At 60.7% G+C, this 16,554-nt stretch carries 17 protein-coding genes and 2 tRNA genes; 10 read left to right on the forward strand and 9 right to left on the reverse strand.

Annotated elements, in window-relative coordinates:
* Positions 1-86 precede the first annotated feature (86 nt).
* Entirely contained in the window at positions 87-896 is an 810-nt protein-coding gene (locus tag J2Y41_RS17690; RefSeq protein WP_396133560.1) for a class E sortase, read from the reverse strand.
* 173 nt (positions 897-1,069) lie between these two features.
* Here J2Y41_RS17690 and J2Y41_RS17695 point away from each other — a divergent pair, with 173 nt between their 5' ends.
* From J2Y41_RS17695 to J2Y41_RS17725, 7 genes are all read left to right on the forward strand, one after another.
* Positions 1,070-1,324, forward strand: coding sequence for a cell division protein CrgA (locus J2Y41_RS17695; RefSeq protein ID WP_224094519.1), 255 nt, complete (start codon positions 1,070-1,072; stop codon positions 1,322-1,324).
* A 45-nt stretch (positions 1,325-1,369) separates the two neighbouring features.
* Complete coding sequence (locus J2Y41_RS17700; RefSeq protein WP_224094518.1) at positions 1,370-1,879, forward strand: methylated-DNA--[protein]-cysteine S-methyltransferase; 510 nt, start codon at positions 1,370-1,372, stop codon at positions 1,877-1,879.
* Complete coding sequence (locus J2Y41_RS17705; RefSeq protein ID WP_224094517.1) at positions 1,879-2,454, forward strand: RNA polymerase sigma factor; 576 nt, start codon at positions 1,879-1,881, stop codon at positions 2,452-2,454. Before J2Y41_RS17700 ends, J2Y41_RS17705 begins: the two co-directional genes overlap by 1 nt.
* Positions 2,451-3,080 carry a methylated-DNA--[protein]-cysteine S-methyltransferase gene (locus J2Y41_RS17710; RefSeq protein WP_224094516.1) on the forward strand — a complete coding sequence of 210 codons (630 nt, stop codon included), beginning with the start codon at positions 2,451-2,453 and terminating at the stop codon, positions 3,078-3,080. Before J2Y41_RS17705 ends, J2Y41_RS17710 begins: the two co-directional genes overlap by 4 nt.
* Positions 3,077-3,793 carry an alpha-ketoglutarate-dependent dioxygenase AlkB gene (locus tag J2Y41_RS17715; RefSeq protein ID WP_224094515.1) on the forward strand — a complete coding sequence of 239 codons (717 nt, stop codon included), beginning with the start codon at positions 3,077-3,079 and terminating at the stop codon, positions 3,791-3,793. Before J2Y41_RS17710 ends, J2Y41_RS17715 begins: the two co-directional genes overlap by 4 nt.
* 102 nt (positions 3,794-3,895) lie before the next feature.
* The gene (locus J2Y41_RS17720) at positions 3,896-4,513 is read left to right on the forward strand and encodes a DNA-3-methyladenine glycosylase I (protein WP_224094514.1); all 618 of its coding nucleotides are present in this window, start codon (positions 3,896-3,898) and stop codon (positions 4,511-4,513) included.
* A 757-nt stretch (positions 4,514-5,270) separates the two neighbouring features.
* Positions 5,271-5,909: a GyrI-like domain-containing protein gene (locus J2Y41_RS17725; protein WP_309930390.1), complete on the forward strand. Its 639-nt coding sequence runs from the start codon at positions 5,271-5,273 to the stop codon at positions 5,907-5,909.
* On the opposite strand, the gene J2Y41_RS17730 is transcribed toward J2Y41_RS17725, so the two are convergent.
* Together J2Y41_RS17730 and J2Y41_RS17735 are read right to left on the reverse strand one after the other, a co-directional pair.
* Entirely contained in the window at positions 5,896-6,750 is an 855-nt protein-coding gene (locus J2Y41_RS17730) for a rhomboid family intramembrane serine protease (RefSeq protein ID WP_309930392.1), read from the reverse strand. The genes J2Y41_RS17725 and J2Y41_RS17730 overlap by 14 nt on opposite strands.
* Positions 6,751-6,759: 9 nt before the next feature.
* Positions 6,760-7,302, reverse strand: coding sequence for a peptidylprolyl isomerase (locus tag J2Y41_RS17735; protein WP_216924370.1), 543 nt, complete (start codon positions 7,300-7,302; stop codon positions 6,760-6,762).
* 153 nt (positions 7,303-7,455) lie between these two features.
* Between J2Y41_RS17735 and J2Y41_RS17740 the strand changes: the two genes are divergently transcribed.
* Positions 7,456-8,421, forward strand: a complete 966-nt coding sequence (locus tag J2Y41_RS17740) for a hypothetical protein (RefSeq protein WP_224165939.1) — start codon at positions 7,456-7,458, stop codon at positions 8,419-8,421.
* Positions 8,422-8,565: 144 nt separating this feature from the next.
* Entirely contained in the window at positions 8,566-9,441 is an 876-nt protein-coding gene (locus J2Y41_RS17745) for a glycosyltransferase family 2 protein (RefSeq protein ID WP_309930395.1), read from the forward strand.
* An 83-nt stretch (positions 9,442-9,524) separates the two neighbouring features.
* Here the strand turns inward: J2Y41_RS17745 and J2Y41_RS17750 are convergent, their stop codons facing one another.
* Positions 9,525-10,433: a DMT family transporter gene (locus J2Y41_RS17750; RefSeq protein ID WP_224094507.1), complete on the reverse strand. Its 909-nt coding sequence runs from the start codon at positions 10,431-10,433 to the stop codon at positions 9,525-9,527.
* A 119-nt stretch (positions 10,434-10,552) separates the two neighbouring features.
* Here J2Y41_RS17750 and J2Y41_RS17755 point away from each other — a divergent pair, with 119 nt between their 5' ends.
* Positions 10,553-12,553 (forward strand): beta-N-acetylglucosaminidase domain-containing protein, encoded by a 2,001-nt coding sequence (locus tag J2Y41_RS17755; protein ID WP_309930398.1) that lies wholly within the window; start codon positions 10,553-10,555, stop codon positions 12,551-12,553.
* Between the two features lie 98 nt (positions 12,554-12,651).
* On the opposite strand, the gene J2Y41_RS17760 is transcribed toward J2Y41_RS17755, so the two are convergent.
* From J2Y41_RS17760 to gyrA, 5 genes are all read right to left on the reverse strand, one after another.
* Positions 12,652-12,727, reverse strand: a tRNA-Ala gene (locus J2Y41_RS17760).
* A gap of 71 nt (positions 12,728-12,798) precedes the next feature.
* Positions 12,799-12,918: a DLW-39 family protein gene (locus J2Y41_RS17765; RefSeq protein WP_216924378.1), complete on the reverse strand. Its 120-nt coding sequence runs from the start codon at positions 12,916-12,918 to the stop codon at positions 12,799-12,801.
* A gap of 46 nt (positions 12,919-12,964) precedes the next feature.
* Positions 12,965-13,038: transfer RNA gene (locus J2Y41_RS17770), tRNA-Ile, on the reverse strand.
* 113 nt (positions 13,039-13,151) lie between these two features.
* Positions 13,152-13,856 carry a DUF3566 domain-containing protein gene (locus J2Y41_RS17775; RefSeq protein ID WP_309930401.1) on the reverse strand — a complete coding sequence of 235 codons (705 nt, stop codon included), beginning with the start codon at positions 13,854-13,856 and terminating at the stop codon, positions 13,152-13,154.
* Positions 13,853-16,522, reverse strand: a complete 2,670-nt coding sequence (gene gyrA / locus J2Y41_RS17780; protein WP_224094503.1) for a DNA gyrase subunit A — start codon at positions 16,520-16,522, stop codon at positions 13,853-13,855. Before gyrA ends, J2Y41_RS17775 begins: the two co-directional genes overlap by 4 nt.
* Positions 16,523-16,554 lie beyond the last annotated feature (32 nt).

Consider the following 16,554-nt stretch of genomic DNA (forward strand, 5'->3'; position numbering starts at 1 on the left):
AGGGCTACGGCCACAAGCGCCACCGATGTCAGTATCCGCACCCACAAGGGGCCGGGCAAATTCCGAAAGATCCAGGCGTACATCCGTTACCCCTTTCCTTGGGCTTGGGCTACTTGGGCGGCTATTTCCGACGGCGGTCCGGCTGAGGCCGGTTGCCAACCCTCAAGGACGGAGTAGGCGATGATGCGTTCCTGGGATCCGAAGCGCGGGTTGCAACTGGTCATGGTCAGGATGCTTTCACGGGGCGTGACTCCGGGTTGGGTGGGGACCGGCATCAAGACGTCGGTTTGGCTGGGCAACACTATCTGGTTGTTGCGGAAGACATACGTGTAATAGCCGTCTGGCGTCTGGACGTAAATCTTGTCCCCGGGGACCAGGGTGTGGATGTTATCCAGTACAGCGCCGTGTGTTTGCCGGTGCCCCGCGACGGCGAAATTGCCGAGGGCTCCAGGCATGCTGGTGTTTCCGTAGTGTCCCAGGCCCAGCGTGTCCAGGACATCCTGGTCTGTTCCTTCGATAATGGGCCGCGTGTAGTCCGGACCGAATCGCGGGATGTACATGATCCCGATCGTTTTCCCATGGGCAGGTGCTGTCCCGACGACGGGCGGACCGTAGTCCGTGGCCTGGCTGGCGGCTGGCGTTACCGGCCCCGCAAATTCCTGTGCAAAACTCTTCACGGCTTCGGTCTGCTTTGCGTCGGCCTCCACGTTGGTCCACCACAGCTCCCAGCCCACAAAAAGCAAGAGGACAATGCCTGCAGTAATGAGCAACTCGCCCAGTACCTGGCTGATCTTGCGCATAACAGCCGAGGCTGTGAGCCGGTCGCGGGGAGGCTTCCCCTGGTTCCGGCGGGCGGACGGCACGGCGGCAGCCGCCGTCGTCTGCTGGTCCGCCACAGGGTCTCCTCATGTAGGGCGCGGGCGGCGCTGGCCTACCCCGGTTGCGGCTAGACTTGACAGCTAGTAACAACCCGGAGCACCGCGTGGCCGTTGACCGCTGGAATTTTTCCTTCCTGCAGGATACCAAGGCCGGCAGCATCGGGTTTCAATCGAACAGCCAAGGAGGATCCGTGCCCGAGTCCAAGCCCCGCAAGCGGCCTGCCCGTCAGGCCCAGCAGACTTCCGCCGCACAGCAGTACAAGCCGAATCCCGTTTGGTACAAGCCGGTCATGTTCGGCCTGATGATCCTGGGGCTGATCTGGATCATCACGTTCTACATCACCGAGGGCAAGTTCCCCGTGCAGGAATGGGCTTCGTGGAACATCGTTGCCGGGTTCGGCATCGCCATCGTCGGATTCCTCATGACTACGCGCTGGCGCGCCTAGGGATCCCACACCTCACATTTCGGTGCCCGTGAACGTCTACAGGTTATGAACACCAGGCACACCACCATGGATTCCCCGCTGGGGCAGCTGACGCTGACTGCCCGCGGGGAGTTTTTGACGGGCATCTTTTACGAGGGCCATTGGCACATGCCTCCGCCGGACTACTTCGGAGTCCCGGCACGTATCGACGAGCCACTCTTCGAGCAGACCCGTGTCCAACTCGATGAGTATCTCGAAGGAAAGCGCACTCAATTCGACGTCGCTTTTGAGGCCCGGGGCAATGCCTTCCAAGAGAAGGTCTGGCAGCGGCTCCAACACATTCCTTTTGGGGAAACCATTAGCTACGGCGAACTGGCTCTCGAGATGGGGGACCCCCATCTGGCCCAGGCTGTTGGATCCGCAGTAGGGCGGAATCCCATTAGCATCATCATCCCGTGCCACCGCGTGGTGGGGCGCAAGGGGCAACTCACCGGCTACGCGGGCGGCCTGCGCAACAAGCGCTTCCTTCTTGAGCTCGAAGAGCCAGCCGTCGTGAAAGAGGGCAAGCTCTTCTGATGCAGCGCCCGCACCCGGCCCACAAGAGGCCGTTCGAAGCAGTCGTCCAGGAACACGGCGGCACTGTGCTCCGGGTGTGCCGTGCAGTGGTGGGCCTTCATGATGCTGACGACGCATGGTCCGAAACCTTTCTTTCGGCTTTGCAGGCTTATGGTGCCCTCCCTGAGGATGCCAACCTTGAGGCCTGGCTCGTCACTATTGCGCATCGGAAATGCATCGATCTCATCCGTTCCAGTAATCGCCGCCCCTTGCCTGTCGATCAGCCACCCGAGCGGCCCTCGAAAATTGGCATTCCTGGTGACAACCAAGCGGAGCTGCTCAGCGCTGTGGGGCGATTGCCACCTAAACAACGCCAGGCAGTGGCCTACCACTATTTGGCGGGCCTCCCATATCAGGACATAGCGTCACTTCTTGGCGGGACACCGGATGCCGCACGACGTGCGGGATCCGACGGTGTGAAAGCACTCCGTGCCATGCTTCGCGAAGAGCCCGAATCCGTGCGGGCGTTCCTGGTTCATTCCACGTCCGTGACCACCTCATCCGTCCCAGCATCGGCGAAAGGAGAAATCCGATGACTCTTGAATCGCTCCCGGACCACGCCGAGGTTGCCGTGCTCCTTAAGCCCCTCGACGCCGGAATCGAACCGGCCCTGTCCAGCCTCCACGCGAGACTTGTCCGCGCTGCCCATGAAAGCCATTCCCTGGATATCGCATACTCAGTGGTGGATTCACCTGTGGGCAAGCTCCTTTTGGCGGCTACGGAACATGGCCTTGTGCGGGTAGCGTTCGAGCGTGAGAACCATGAGGCCGTATTGCAATTGCTGGCCAGCACGGTGAGTCCCCGCATCCTGCATGCACCCTCACAACTTGAGGCCGCTGCCCGCCAATTGGACGAGTACTTCAACGGCACCCGTCAGGATTTCGACCTTCCCTTGGATTTCCAGCTTGCACGCGGGTTCCGCCTCAATGTCCTCCACCACTTGCCGCAGATCGCCTACGGCAGGACCGAAAGTTACACACAGGTGGCCCAGGCCGCCGGGAGCCCCAAAGCTGTGCGCGCCGTTGGAACCGCCTGCGCTACGAACCCACTGCCGGTGATCGTTCCCTGCCACCGCGTGGTGAAGTCCGACGGCACTTTCGGCGGTTACCTTGGCGGAACCGAGGCGAAACGAAGGCTCCTCACACTTGAGGCTGCAGCATGAGCGAGGACGCCCTTTTTCCGTTGACTCTTATCCAACCTGACACCCCCGACGCCGGCCCCCGGGTGATAGCTCCAGGCGCCGTGCACGTGCCGGGCTGGCTCAGCCTGGAGCAGCAGAGGTGGATCGTGCAACGCTTTGGCGAATGGACACACGGGCCGGTGCCCCTGCGGGCAGCGACGTTGCCGGGAGGGCACCGGATGTCTGTCCGGACCCTTTGCCTGGGCTGGCATTGGCAGCCCTACCGTTACACGCGGGAAGCTACGGATGTGAACGGCAGTCCGGTACTCGAGTTCCCGGAGTGGATGGTTCGCTTGGGCAGGAAGGCCGTAGCCGATGCTTACTTGCCCGGGCCGGAAGGCAACGAGGCTCTCGGCGAACTCGCCGGCAATTACACACCCGATGCCGCACTGGTGAACTTCTACGATCGCGGGGCCACCATGGGCATGCATCAGGACAAGGATGAACGTTCCAATGCTCCGGTAGTGTCGCTCAGCATCGGGGAGACGTGCCTCTTCCGTTTCGGCAACACCCAGACGCGCACCAAGCCGTATACGGACGTCGAACTCAGGTCGGGAGACCTTTTCGTTTTCGGCGGAGCCTCGAGGTTCTCGTATCACGGCATCCCAAAGGTCCTCCCCGGAACCTGCCCGGAAGGATGTGGGCTCTCCCATGGACGAATCAACATCACCATGCGTGTCACGGGGTTGTCCTAGGGTCCAGATCCCAGCGATAAAAATGTCACAGGCAGGGGGCAGAATGTCCCTAGAGACAAGAGCAAGGGTTGGCGTCCGTGGGACGGCCGCAGAGGAGCATTCATGACCACGGAAGAAACCGGCATCATCATCGGCCAGGATGGCTTGGCGCGGCCACTGTGGGCTGCCTCGGATCCGCTGATGCAGGCTTACTACGATCACGAGTGGGGCATGCCGGTCCGGGACGAGCAAGGGATGTATGAGCGCATCAGTCTTGAGGCGTTCCAAGCCGGCCTGTCATGGGCAACCATCCTTCGGAAACGGGATGCCTTCAGGAAGGCTTTCCTGGATTTCCACCCTGAAAGCGTCGCTGCTTTCACGGACGCGGATGTCGAGCGGCTGATGCTGGACGCCGGCATAGTCAGGAACCGTCTCAAGATCCAGGCGGCAATCACCAACGCCAAGGCCACCATCGCCCTTAGGGCTGAGGGCGGGCTGGTGGACTTCGTGTGGTCCTTCAAACCGGATACTACGCCTGCCCCCCGAACCTACGCAGAAATCCCCACCACTTCGCCCGAATCGATAGCGCTGTCCAAGGCGCTCCGTAAGAAGGGCTTTGCGTTCGTTGGCCCCACCACCATGTATGCCCTCATGGAAGCCGTAGGGATCATCGACACACACTTGGTTGATAGCCACAGGCGGGGTACGTCGGGCGTTTGGCTGGAGCAAGGTCAGAAGTAGGGCTTCGGCCTTCCCCACAGGCCACCCTAGGCCATTTTCCACAGAAGTGCGTAACTTTATCCACAGGCGTGGATAAGTTCTGTGGACATCCACGTACTTTTCCCCAGAATCCCCGTCGCAGTGCTGATCCTGGACGCCGGACCCACACGAGGGAGTTATGCCCACTGTGCATCCCGCTGTGGATAGTGGCCGCATCTTCATTGAACGTTCATCAGTGGAGCATTGCTGGATTCACTCATTAGCGCTTTCGCCGACGATCCGAAGCCCAAAATCGTCCCGAAGCCGGCCTTCCTCCCTCGCCGGTCATCGTCGCGACCTTCGCATCCCCCGCGGAGTTACCCACTTAACAACAACCCCCTACCCACAAGTTATCCACAGGTGGGGAAAACTTGTGGGTTTCCCGCGCTTGATCCGCGCGCTTGCGCCAAAAAAGCAACCGCAACGCTCCTGAACTACACACGTGTAAGTTATTAACATTGTTGATAAGCCTGTTGATAGAGGCCCCTCCACACCACCATTAACAGCTTTATCCACAGCTCGCCTGGAAAGGGCTTGGTTGTCCACAAACGAGGCAGCTTGGGGGACAAAGTTATCCACAGATGTGGATGAATCCATGCCTTTCCGGGGATATCTACTGCCCTGACAGGCCGCACAGGCCCCTAACAAGCTAACTACACGGATGTAAGTTACTCACACTGTGGACAACAGCTGTGGATAACGTCCAACGCCGATAATAGGGGAGTGGGATTACTTGCCGATGAAAGTCGACCTTAAAAAGCAGATCGGAACGTACAACGCGTCGCACGGCAGGTTTTGCGTGGTGACGGTTCCAGCCCTGCAGTTCCTCATGATCGACGGCCATGGGGATCCAAACACGTCCCAGTGCTATAGGGATGCGCTGGCCACCATCTATCCGGTCGCTTACAAGATGAAGTTCTTCAGCAAGCAGGAGCTGGGCCGCGACTACACCGTGATGCCCTTGGAAGCGCTCTGGTGGGCAGAGGACATGGATACGTTTACAAGCGCCAGGGACAAGTCACGCTGGGACTGGACCTTGATGAATATGGTTCCCGGCTGGATGACCCAGGACCACTTCGAGGACGCACGTAAGATCGTCGCCCAAAAGGGCCATGGCCCGGCAATTGACGCTCTTCGATTGGAAACACTCGATGAAGGGCTAAGCGCCCAGACCCTCCACATAGGGCCCTACGATGACGAGGGACCAGTGCTCGCGGAAATGCACAACAGCTTCATTCCCGGCGAGTCGCTGACGATGTCGGGGAAGCATCACGAGATCTATCTCAGCGACGCTCGCCGCACTGCACCGGAGAAACTCAGGACGATACTGCGGCAACCGGTAATAGTTGCTGGAAGTGTTGCAGCTAGCCTGCAGTGATGCGGAACCACGCGAGCACGGCCAGAAGGCCTGCCACGAGGATGAGGCCGCCCGCTTGGAGCAGGGCCTGGTTCTTGCCCCGCGGGGCATAGGCAATAGCGGCGGCAGCGAGGCCGCCGGTGATCAGGCCACCCAAGTGGGCTTGCCAGGCGATGCTGGGTACAAAGAAGCCAATGGCACCATTGATCGCAATGAGAACCCAAAGTTGTTTGGTTTCGCCGCCGCGATGACGCTGCACTACGAACATGGCACCGAACAGGCCGAAAATGGCGCCTGAAGCTCCCACCACGCCAACCACGGGAAAGGTGGGAGTCAACAAAAGGTAGCCCACGGATCCGCCAACGGCGGAGAGCAGGTACACGGCCAGGAACCGGATCCGCCCGAGCAAAGGCTCAAGGGCTTGTCCGAAAATCCACAGCGTGTACATGTTCAGGACGATGTGCAGCAGGAACCCTTGCGAATGAAGGAAGGCCGCCGTAAGCATCCGCCAAGGCTCGCTGGCAGCTGCATAATTTGCGAACGCAAAATTCTGGAATACGGCGTCGCCGGGAACAATCCATTGAAGGACGTAAACCAGCACGCACAACCCGATGATCGTAAACGTCACCAAGGGCCGGCCGGTTGCCAAGGCACCGCCATAGGGAGAGCGGTAGCTCGGCGTCGTACGTTTTTGTTCGTTGACGCAATCAACACATTGGAACCCGACGGCGGCCGCCCGCTGGCACTCGGGGCATGCGGGGCGCCCGCAGCGCTGGCAGCGCACGTAGGAGGGCCTGTCCGGGTGCCGTGGGCACACCGGGATGGTGGCGGACGGCTCTGCCGACGGGATTCCGTAGCTCATGAATGCAGGCTAGAGCTGTTCGATGTCGATGCTGTTGATGACGACGTCCTCAACGGGGCGGTCGCCCATGCCGGTGCGGACGCCCTCAATGGCGTCAACAACCTTGCGGGATTCCTCGTCAGCTACTTCACCGAAGATGCTGTGCTTGCCGAACAGCCAGTCGGTGTTGACCGTAGTGATGAAGAACTGTGACCCGTTGGTGCCCTTGCCCATCTGGATACCAGCGTTGGCCATGGCCAGTTTGTAGGGGGCGTTGAAGGTCAGCTCGGGGTGGATTTCGTCGTCGAACTTGTAGCCCGGTCCGCCAACGCCGCGGCCCAGGGGATCGCCACCCTGGATCATGAAGTCCTTGATGATGCGGTGGAAGATGGTGCCGTCGTAAAGGGGCGTGCCGGTCTTGTCTTCGCCGGTTTCCGGGTGTGTCCAGGACTTTTCGCCCGTAGCGAGGCCAATGAAGTTGGCGACCGTCTTGGGGGCGTGGTTGCCGAAGAGGTCAACCTTGATGTCGCCGAGGCTCGTGTGGATCGTTGCTTTTGCGGTTGCGATGGTCATGGCCCCATTCTTTCATGCAGGGTCAACGGGGGCATGGCTGTAAAGCCGGTTCCGCGCTGGGTGAAATCCGGGAAGAATCCTGCAGATGAATAGCCGCTGTTCCTCAAGGCACGTAGGCTAGCTTCAAACGAGCATGTGTATCGGGAGGTAGTTGTGAAGAAATCAGACCGTATTGCCCGCGACCTTGAACACTCCGTTGCGGCTGGTGTGGATAACGCCCGCGACTGGGCGGCGCCCCGTGTGGAAGCAGCCGTCAATTGGGCTGTTCCCCGTATTCAGCACGGCATTGATACCGCTTCCCCCAAGATTCAGGAGGGACTGAAGTCGGCGGCGCACAACCTCGCCGACGGCGTGGCAACAGTTACGCCACGGCTTCAGGATGGACTGGCGCACCTCGCGCCGAAGATCCATGACGCTGTGGAGGACGCCACGCCCAAGATCCAGGAGACCCTTAATAAGGCAACTCCGGCCCTTGGACTCGCCCGGGACAAGGTAGTTGAGGAGTACCTGCCCAAGCTGTCCGAGCAGCTGGGCCAGGCTTCCGTAGTTGTCCATCACGTACTTGAGAACGCGCCCGCCCAAGTGGATGCCGTTGCGCAGAAACTGGTGGACTCGGGTGTGGTCCACAGCGTGCAGGAGCAAGCTCAGGCCACCGGCAAGCAGATCAAGGCAGTGGCGGACCAGACCAGCAAGGCTGTTTCCCAGCAGTTGGCTGTCCAGCAGAAGCCGAAGAAACGCGGATGGCTGGTTGTCACAGTTATCGCAGCCGCGGTTGCTGCCGGTGTTGCTGCGTGGAAGGCCTCCAAGCCTGTGGAGGATCCTTGGAAGACGCCGGCCCCGGTCAATCCAACCCCTGCGCCAACGCCGGCCCCGGCTCCCGCAGACACTGCAGCATCAGCTACGGCGACGGCAACCGTGCCGGCCGAATCCAAAACTTCTGACATTACGCCCGAGGAAGCGGCTGCCGAAGTGGAGCAGGCAACCAAGGATGCGTTCGAGAAGGGCAAGGATTCCACGTCCAACGTCGCTACGGATGCCAAAACCGCTACCAGGAACATTGCGGCAAGCGGCCACAAGGACGACGACACAACGTCCACGTCCAAGGACTCCCAGCTCTAGGGTTCTGATTGGCCTGGTTCATAGAGGCCGCCATTGATACAAACACTGAAGGGATCCCGGCCAGCCCGGGATCCCTTCAGTGTTTGCCAGCTTGTAACCCAACAGTCCGCTGGGGACGCTCTGCCGGGTGTTAGATTTGAAGTGATGTCAGCCGATAGACCCGTTGCGGGTGCCCTCAAGGAAGTCCCGGTGCCTCCGGGGGTTTCAATCGTCATCCCGGCGTATAACGAGGAAAGCGTCATTCGCCAGTGCCTCATCGCGGCCATCTACCAGTCTGTTCCTGCTGAAGAAATCATCGTGGTGGACAATCTCTCCACCGACCGCACCCCCAGGATAGTGCGCCAGATGCAGCAGGAATACCCGGAAAGCCCCATTATCCTTTTACGGCAGGACGCCACGCAGGGACTCATTCCCACCCGCAACTTTGGGCTCAACAGCGCCAACGGGGAAATCGTAGGGCGCATCGACGCCGATTCCGTCCTGGAGCCTGACTGGGTTGAGCAAGTCCAGAAGGCCTTCATGGACCAGTCCGTCCAGGCGGCTACCGGACCCGTGGTCTATTACGACATGCCAATGCGCCGGTTCGGGCTCAAAGCGGATGACAAAATGCGCCAGCTGATGCTGCGCCTTGCCAAGCACCAGTACCACTTCCTGTTCGGTTCCAACATGGCCCTTCGGCGTACCGCATGGGAAACCATCCGGGACGAAACATGCCTGGATGAAAAGGATGAGATGCACGAGGACATCGACCTCTCACTGCACCTCGCCGAGCACGATCTCCATGTCCGGTATTGCCCGCAAATGGTGTCCGGCATGTCGGCCCGACGCCTTGAGGACTCTCCGCGGGACTACCGCTATTACGTCACGCGCTTCGACCGGACGTACAAGGCGCACAACGTCAAGAAGATGGCCCTGAAAGCGCCCATGGTGGTCTTCTTTTCGGTCTACTTCCCCGCCAAGCTCCTGCGGGCCATTCATACGGCCAACGCGGCGCAGGGCATTAGACGCAGCAGCCTCTAAGGCCCCCAGTCCAACAACTTCCTGCCCGGCCACTTCCTGCCCGGCAACAGCACGCAGGGCAGTAGAAGCCCGACGGCGGAAGCTCAGTCAGTTCCCAGCTCGGCCTCCCGCCGGTCTGCTTCGCCTTTGTCGCGCCGTTGGCCGGCGACCACCACCGCAAGTCCAATGAGAATCAGCGCAAGGCCGGCGTATGTCCCGGCGGGCAGTGTTTCGTTCAGGAAGATGGCCGCAAGGATCGCTGCCCCGGGAATTTCCAACAGGATGATCATGGAAACCAGCAAGGGGCTCATTGTGGCCAGCAGGTGGTTGAACGCAGTGTGTCCTACCAACTGTGCACAAACGGTGATGGCGAGAATCCCAAGCCAACCTCCGGCGTCGAACCCTGCCAACGGTTGGCCACTGAGCAAAGCCAGCACAGCAACAATCGCGGCACACATTCCATAGCAGAGCGTGGTGTACGTGCCCGTTCCCATGGACTGGCGGGCTTTGCCGCCAGCCAGGGTGTACAGGCCGGCCAAAGCTCCGCCAGCCAGCGCCAGGACGTCGCCCAGCAGGGCCTGCGGTGAAGAGCCCATATCGAATCCGGTAATGGCCACGACTCCGCCAAAGGCTATCCCCAAGCCCACCAGGACCGGCCAGCGATGGCGGGCGCCCCTGAACAACTGGAAGACCGCGATCCATGCTGACTGGAGGCAGACCAAGGCAGTGGCTGCAGCTACCGAGGTCAGCTGCAGTGCCGTGATGAAGCAAGCGAAGTGAAAGGCCAGGGCGACGGCGGCAACCGTGCACCAGCCAAACTCGCGGCGGTTGATCTTCCCAAACTGTTTGGGCTCCCGGATGGCCACCGGCGCCGCCATCACGACTGCTCCGATCGCGTTCCGCCAGAAGGCGATCGCCAACGCCGTCACTGACGTGGCACCCAAGGTGCCGGCGATCAATGGTCCTGACGAAGCCACGCCAAGGACTCCCAGCGCTGAAATGAGAAGGTTCACGGATCAACCTTAGTTTGGTGCGGCACCCGTCCCGCCCTCTATGTGCGGCGCGGACAGTGTGGTTGTCTTGATTCAACATTCCAGACAGTCGGCGACGGCTTTCCCAAGGGGACACCTGATTGAACTCAACGCCCGTCCGTGGAGCCAGACGGAGACGATCAGTACTGCTGCTGATCGCAGTTGCGGCCCTGGCTGTCGCCCTGGTCGTTACGGGCTGGTTGGTGGTTTCCCGGGAACGGTCCGGTGGCCAAGGTACGGGCAAGACCGAAATCCCAAGTATCTTCCCCGTCCCACAACATCTCCAGGCCGGAGGGGGAGATCCCATCCCTCTGAACGGCCACGTTTACCTTGTGGCTTCCCCCGGCACAGACCAAGCGTCCATCGCTGCCCTCCAAGACCTGGTGACAGGAGCCGGGGGTACCGCAGAAGCCGTGACAGCCCTGGACAGCCCAGCGGCCGGCACTTCGGCCGTCTTCCTTGGCACCGCAGCAGATCCCACAGTAAGCCCGGTACTCAAAGAGCTGGGAAAGGAAAGCGCGGCGGACATCCAGAACGCAGTCGGCCGAGCTGAAGGCTACGCCATAGCCACTGGAAAAACTTCAGGGATTCCGACGGCGGTACTCGCCGGAACGGACGCCGACGGCGTCTTCCATGCCGTGCAAACCGCGCGCCAGTTGCTTAAGGATGGGGCCATGTCGGCGGCCCGGGTCAGTGATTGGCCGCTGATGGAAACCCGTGGCGTCATCGAAGGGTTTTACGGCACCCCATGGTCCCATCAGGCCCGTCTGGATGTCCTCAAATTTGCGGGACGCCAAAAAATGAATACCTACATCTATTCCCCAAAGGATGATCCATTGCTGCGGGAGAAGTGGCGGGCACTGTACTCGGACGAGGACCTCAAGCAACTACGGGAGCTGGTGGATACCGCCACTGCCAACCACATCCGCTTTACTTACGCGCTGTCCCCGGGCATCGATAGTTGCTATTCCGCCGAGGCGGATCTCAACTTTGCAGTGGCCAAGCTTGAATCCTTGTATTCGATCGGTGTCCGTTCGTTCGTGATTCCGCTTGATGACATTGCCACCAAAGTCCAGTGCGCAGAGGACCTCAAGGAATTTGGTGCAGGTCAAGCCAACCTGGCCAAAGCACAGGCTTCATTCCTCAATGACGTCAATGACCGGTTCATTTCGACAAAGCCGGACATCGAACCCCTGCAAACGGTTCCCACCTTCTACAGCGGTTCCGGGAGCAATCCTTACAAGCGGGAACTTGGCCGGTCCCTGAACCCCGGGATCGTTGTCCAGTGGACCGGTGAAGATGTGGTCTCCCACAGGATCAGCGCCAACTCAGCCGAAACCGCCAGGCTGACATACGGGACCCCGGGTTCTCCACGGGACCTTGTCATTTGGGATAACTACCCCGTGAACGACTTTTCCCAAGACCACCTCTTCATGGCCCCGGTCGTCGGGCGGGACCCGGACCTGTACAAATCAGTCCGCGGAATCGTAACCAATCCAATGATTGAGCCTTATCTGTCTCACCCCGCCATCTTCAACTACGCCGACCTCTCATGGAATGCACCAGCGTACAAGTCCGGCAAGTCGATGGACTCAGCCCTGCAACAGGTCTCGGGCCCGGATCCGGAGGTCCGCGCAGCCGTAAGGGCTTTCGTGGACCTCAACCAAGACTGGCAGGACGACAAGCTCACTCCGTCTGCTCCGGAGCTCCGGCGGGACATGGAGCAGTTCTGGTCGGATTACGACGCCGGCAGGTCACCTTCGGGCGGTCTGAAGGCGCGGGCCGAGCTGCTCCAGAAGCTACCGGAATTGTTGCCGAGGATGGCGGTGCCAGGCTTCGCGGAGGACGCCAGCCATTGGGCAAAGGCAGCAGCCAATTACGGACGGGGTGTGGAGGAGGCCCTGATCATGCTCGAGGCTGCCAAGCGAGGGGATTCCCCTGCCGTGGCTGAAGCCCGCCGCAATGTCCAGGCTGCGTTGGCAGCGGCGGAAGCCAAGACCCAGCCGACACTGGAGCTCGGGGTGGTGACTCCAGTGCTGGGGGATGGTGAACTGAAGGCATTCCTGGAGCGGGCCCTTAACACCGTGGCCCAGGCCAACTGAGGGTTAGCGGCCACTGGGTTGCGCAGTCAACTGAGTTGCTCAAGCCAAACTGGGTTAAACGCAAAAGTCCCGGTCATTTCTGACCGGGACTTTTCTTATGGTGGAGGCACGGGGACTCGAACCCCGAACCCCCTGCTTGCAAAGCAGGTGCGCTACCAATTGCGCCATGCCCCCATAAGAAGCAACCCGTCAATCATACCCCATGTCAGGACCGGCTTTTGCCAGTTCCAGACCGGGCTCCGTGGCTAGTCGACCTTGTCGGTTGACTTGCTCCAGAGATCCTTCCGAGCTTCGGATTCCTGCGCCTTTTTATAGACCAGGACGCCTGCGACCGCCGCTGCAACTACCACCAGCAACTTCTTCACAAGCACCTCATTCCGGTTCAGTGTTACCTGAACCTGTTAGGTTCCGTGGGCGTACCAGGACTTGAACCTGGGACCTCTTCGTTATCAGCGAAGCGCTCTAACCGCCTGAGCTATACGCCCCGATGCCTCATCGGGCCGAGATATGACTGTACAGCACATCCCGGCCCGATCTCAAATCGAGGCATTCCGGCCGCTGAATCCCACCGTTTTCGGCGTAAATCCGCGGCTTTTTGCTAGTCGTCCGTCAGGGTGACGCCGATGCCGCCAACCAACGTTGCCGAAATGTTATAGAGCACGGCAGAGAGCATCGACAGGGCGGTCAGCAGAACCACATTCACCACGGCAATAATCGTGGCAAAGGAAGCCACCTGGCCAAGTGAAGCGATTTTCTTCAGCTCGAAACCACTGCCTTCGGATCCGGCCAACGTTCCAAGCAGGCTGTCCACCTGGTTGAAGATGCCTGTGAGATCCAACACAGTCCACAGCACGATCGCGGCGACAACGGTGACGATGCCCAGTGCCACGGACAGCAGGAACGCCATCTTCAACACCGACCACGGGTCAACCTTGCTGACAAGCAGGCGCGCACGACGCACCTTGGCCTTGGGGGCTGGCTTCACAAGTCCCGGGCCGCCCTGGGCAGGGCGTTGACCGGGAGCACCAGCCGGACGCTGCCCCGGCTGCGCGGGCCGCTGGCCGGGAACTCCGGCGGGACGCTGCCCGGCTGAAGCGGGGCGTTGTCCAGGAGCTCCTGCTGGTCGCTGGGCCGAGTTGGTGGCAGTTGCCGGCCGGGCTCCGGCAGCTCCGGCACCGGCAGAGCCGGCTCCCGGGCGTTGCTGGGGCCTTGCAGGCGCTCCTGCCTGCGTGCTGCCCGAGGGCTGCCGGAGTCCGCCGGGGACACCTGTGCTCGGCTTGGGATATGAGTCGGAATTACTCACTCGTTACCTCCGGTGTTGTCTTCGTTCAGCTCCGCGCCCGATTCTGTATCCGGGTCCACGTCGTTTTCCGTTTCTGACGTGACGGTCGCCTCAATGGCTCCGTCTTCTGCAGCCAACGTTACGTCATCGTCCTGTCCGTCCTCGGACTCTTCGCCTTCCAAACCGCGTTCGCTGTTGCGGGCGACCTCAATAATGCGGTCGTTCTTGTCGGGCTTGGCAAAGATGACGCCCATGGTGTCACGGCCCTTTGCCGGGACGCCACTCACGGCAGAGCGGACCACCTTGCCGCCCTCCATGACCACCAGGACTTCGTCTTCTTCCTGCACAATCAAAGCGCCCACAAGGTCACCGCGATCCTCCGCGAGCTTGGCAACCTTGATCCCAAGGCCGCCGCGGCCCTGCAGACGGTACTCATCCACGGCGGTGCGCTTCGCATAGCCGCCCTCGGTCACGATGAAGACGAAGGAGCCGTCCTGGACCACATCAGCGGCCAACAGTTCGTCATCTTCACGGAACTTCATACCCGTCACACCTGACGTTGCCCGGCCCATCGGACGTAGGGCATCGTCCGTGGCGGTGAAGCGGATGGACTGGCCCTTGCGCGACACCAGCAGGAGGTCATCAGTTTCACTGACCAGCTGTGCGGAGACGAGTTCGTCACCGTCGCGCAGGTTGATGGCGATGACACCGGCGGTGCGGTTGGTGTCGTAGTCCTCAAGCCTGGTCTTCTTGACCAAACCGTTCTTTGTTGCAAGCACCAGGTAGGGAGCTTGCTGGTAATCGCGAAGATCCAGGACCTGTGCGATGTGCTCATCGGGCTGGAATGCCAGCAGATTTGCTACATGCTGTCCCTTGGCGTCGCGTCCCGCTTCTGCCAGTTCGTAGGCCTTGGCACGGTAAACCCGGCCCAGGTTGGTGAAGAACAACAGCCAGTGGTGCGTGGTGGTCACAAAGAAGTGCTCCACGACGTCGTCGCCGCGCAACTGGGCACCCTTGATGCCCTTACCGCCGCGCTGCTGCGAGCGGTAGTTGTCACTGCGTGTGCGCTTGACGTAACCACCACGGGTAATGGTGACGACCATTTCCTCTTCAGGGATCAGGTCCTCCATGGACATGTCCCCGTCGAAGCCCATGAGAATGTGCGTCCGGCGATCATCGCCGTGCTTTGCAACAATCTCAGCAAGTTCCTCGCTGATAATCTGGCGTTGACGCTCTTCCGAAGCCAAAATCGCGTTGTACTCCTCGATCATGGCTTCGAGTTCGGAGTGACGGTCCTGGATCTTCTGGCGTTCCAAGGCGGCCAAACGGCGCAGCTGCATATCGAGGATTGCGCGGGCCTGGAGTTCATCGATCTCCAGGAGCTCCATGAGTCCCTCGCGGGCTGCCTCTGTGGTGTTGGACGCGCGAATGAGGGCGATAACCTCATCAAGCATGTCCAGCGCCTTAAGGAGTGCACGCAGGATGTGTGCTTCTTCCTCAGCCTTGCGCAAGCGGTAACGCGTCCGGCGGGCGATAACGTCCATCTGGTGTGTCACCCAGTGCCGGATAAAGGCGTCCAGGCTCAAGGTGCGGGGAACGCCGTCGACGATTGCCAGCATGTTCGCTGAGAAGTTGTCCTGAAGCTGCGTGTGCTTGTACAGGTTGTTCAGGACGACCTTGGCCACAGCATCGCGCTTCAGCACGATCACGAGGCGCTGACCGGTGCGGCCCGAGGTTTCATCGCGGAGGTCCGCGATGCCCTGGATCTTGCCGTCCTTGACCAGTTCGGCGATCTTGATGGCCAGGTTGTCCGGGTTGGCCTGGTAAGGCAGTTCGGTGACCACCAGGCAGGTGCGCCCCTGGAGTTCTTCCACGTTGACCACTGCGCGCATTGTGATGGAGCCACGGCCAGTGCGGTAGGCGTCTTCGATGCCCTTGTGACCGAGGATGGTGGCACCCGTGGGAAAGTCCGGTCCCTTGATCCGCTGCAGGAGCGCCTCAAGGAGTTCCTCCCGTGAAGCGGTGGGGTTGTCGAGGGCCCACTGCACGCCTTCGGCAACCTCGCGCAGGTTGTGCGGCGGAATGTTGGTGGCCATACCCACCGCGATACCGGAGGAACCATTCACCAGCAGGTTCGGGAAACGCGCCGGCAGGATGGTGGGTTCCTGGTTCTTGCCGTCGTAGTTGTCCTGGAAGTCGACGGTTTCTTCGTCGATGTCGCGGACCATTTCCATGGCCAGTTGGGCCATCTTGGTTTCGGTATAACGGGGAGCAGCAGCGCCGTCGTTGCCGGGGGAACCGAAGTTGCCCTGGCCCAGGGCCAGCGGGTAACGCATGGTCCAGTCCTGGATCAAGCGGACCAGGGCGTCGTAGATAGCCATATCACCGTGAGGGTGATAGGTACCCATGACGTCACCCACAACACGGGCGCACTTGTTGAAAGAACGGTCAGGACGGTAGCCGCCGTCGAACATCGCGTACAGAACGCGGCGGTGCACCGGCTTGAGGCCGTCGCGGACGTCCGGGAGCGCGCGCCCAACGATAACGGCCATGGCGTAGTCCAAGTAGGAGCGCTGCATTTCAGTCTGCAGGTCCACCTGCTCGACGCGGTCAGTCAGCACATCGCCTTCAAGGATGAGGTCGTCGACGGTGGGTTCCGCCGGGACTTCGGGAGTTTCGTCACTCATAGTCTAAGTTTTCCGTTTCAGGTATATGTCAG

The organism is Arthrobacter sp. 1088 (assembly GCF_031455315.1).
GTDB lineage: Bacteria > Actinomycetota > Actinomycetes > Actinomycetales > Micrococcaceae > Arthrobacter.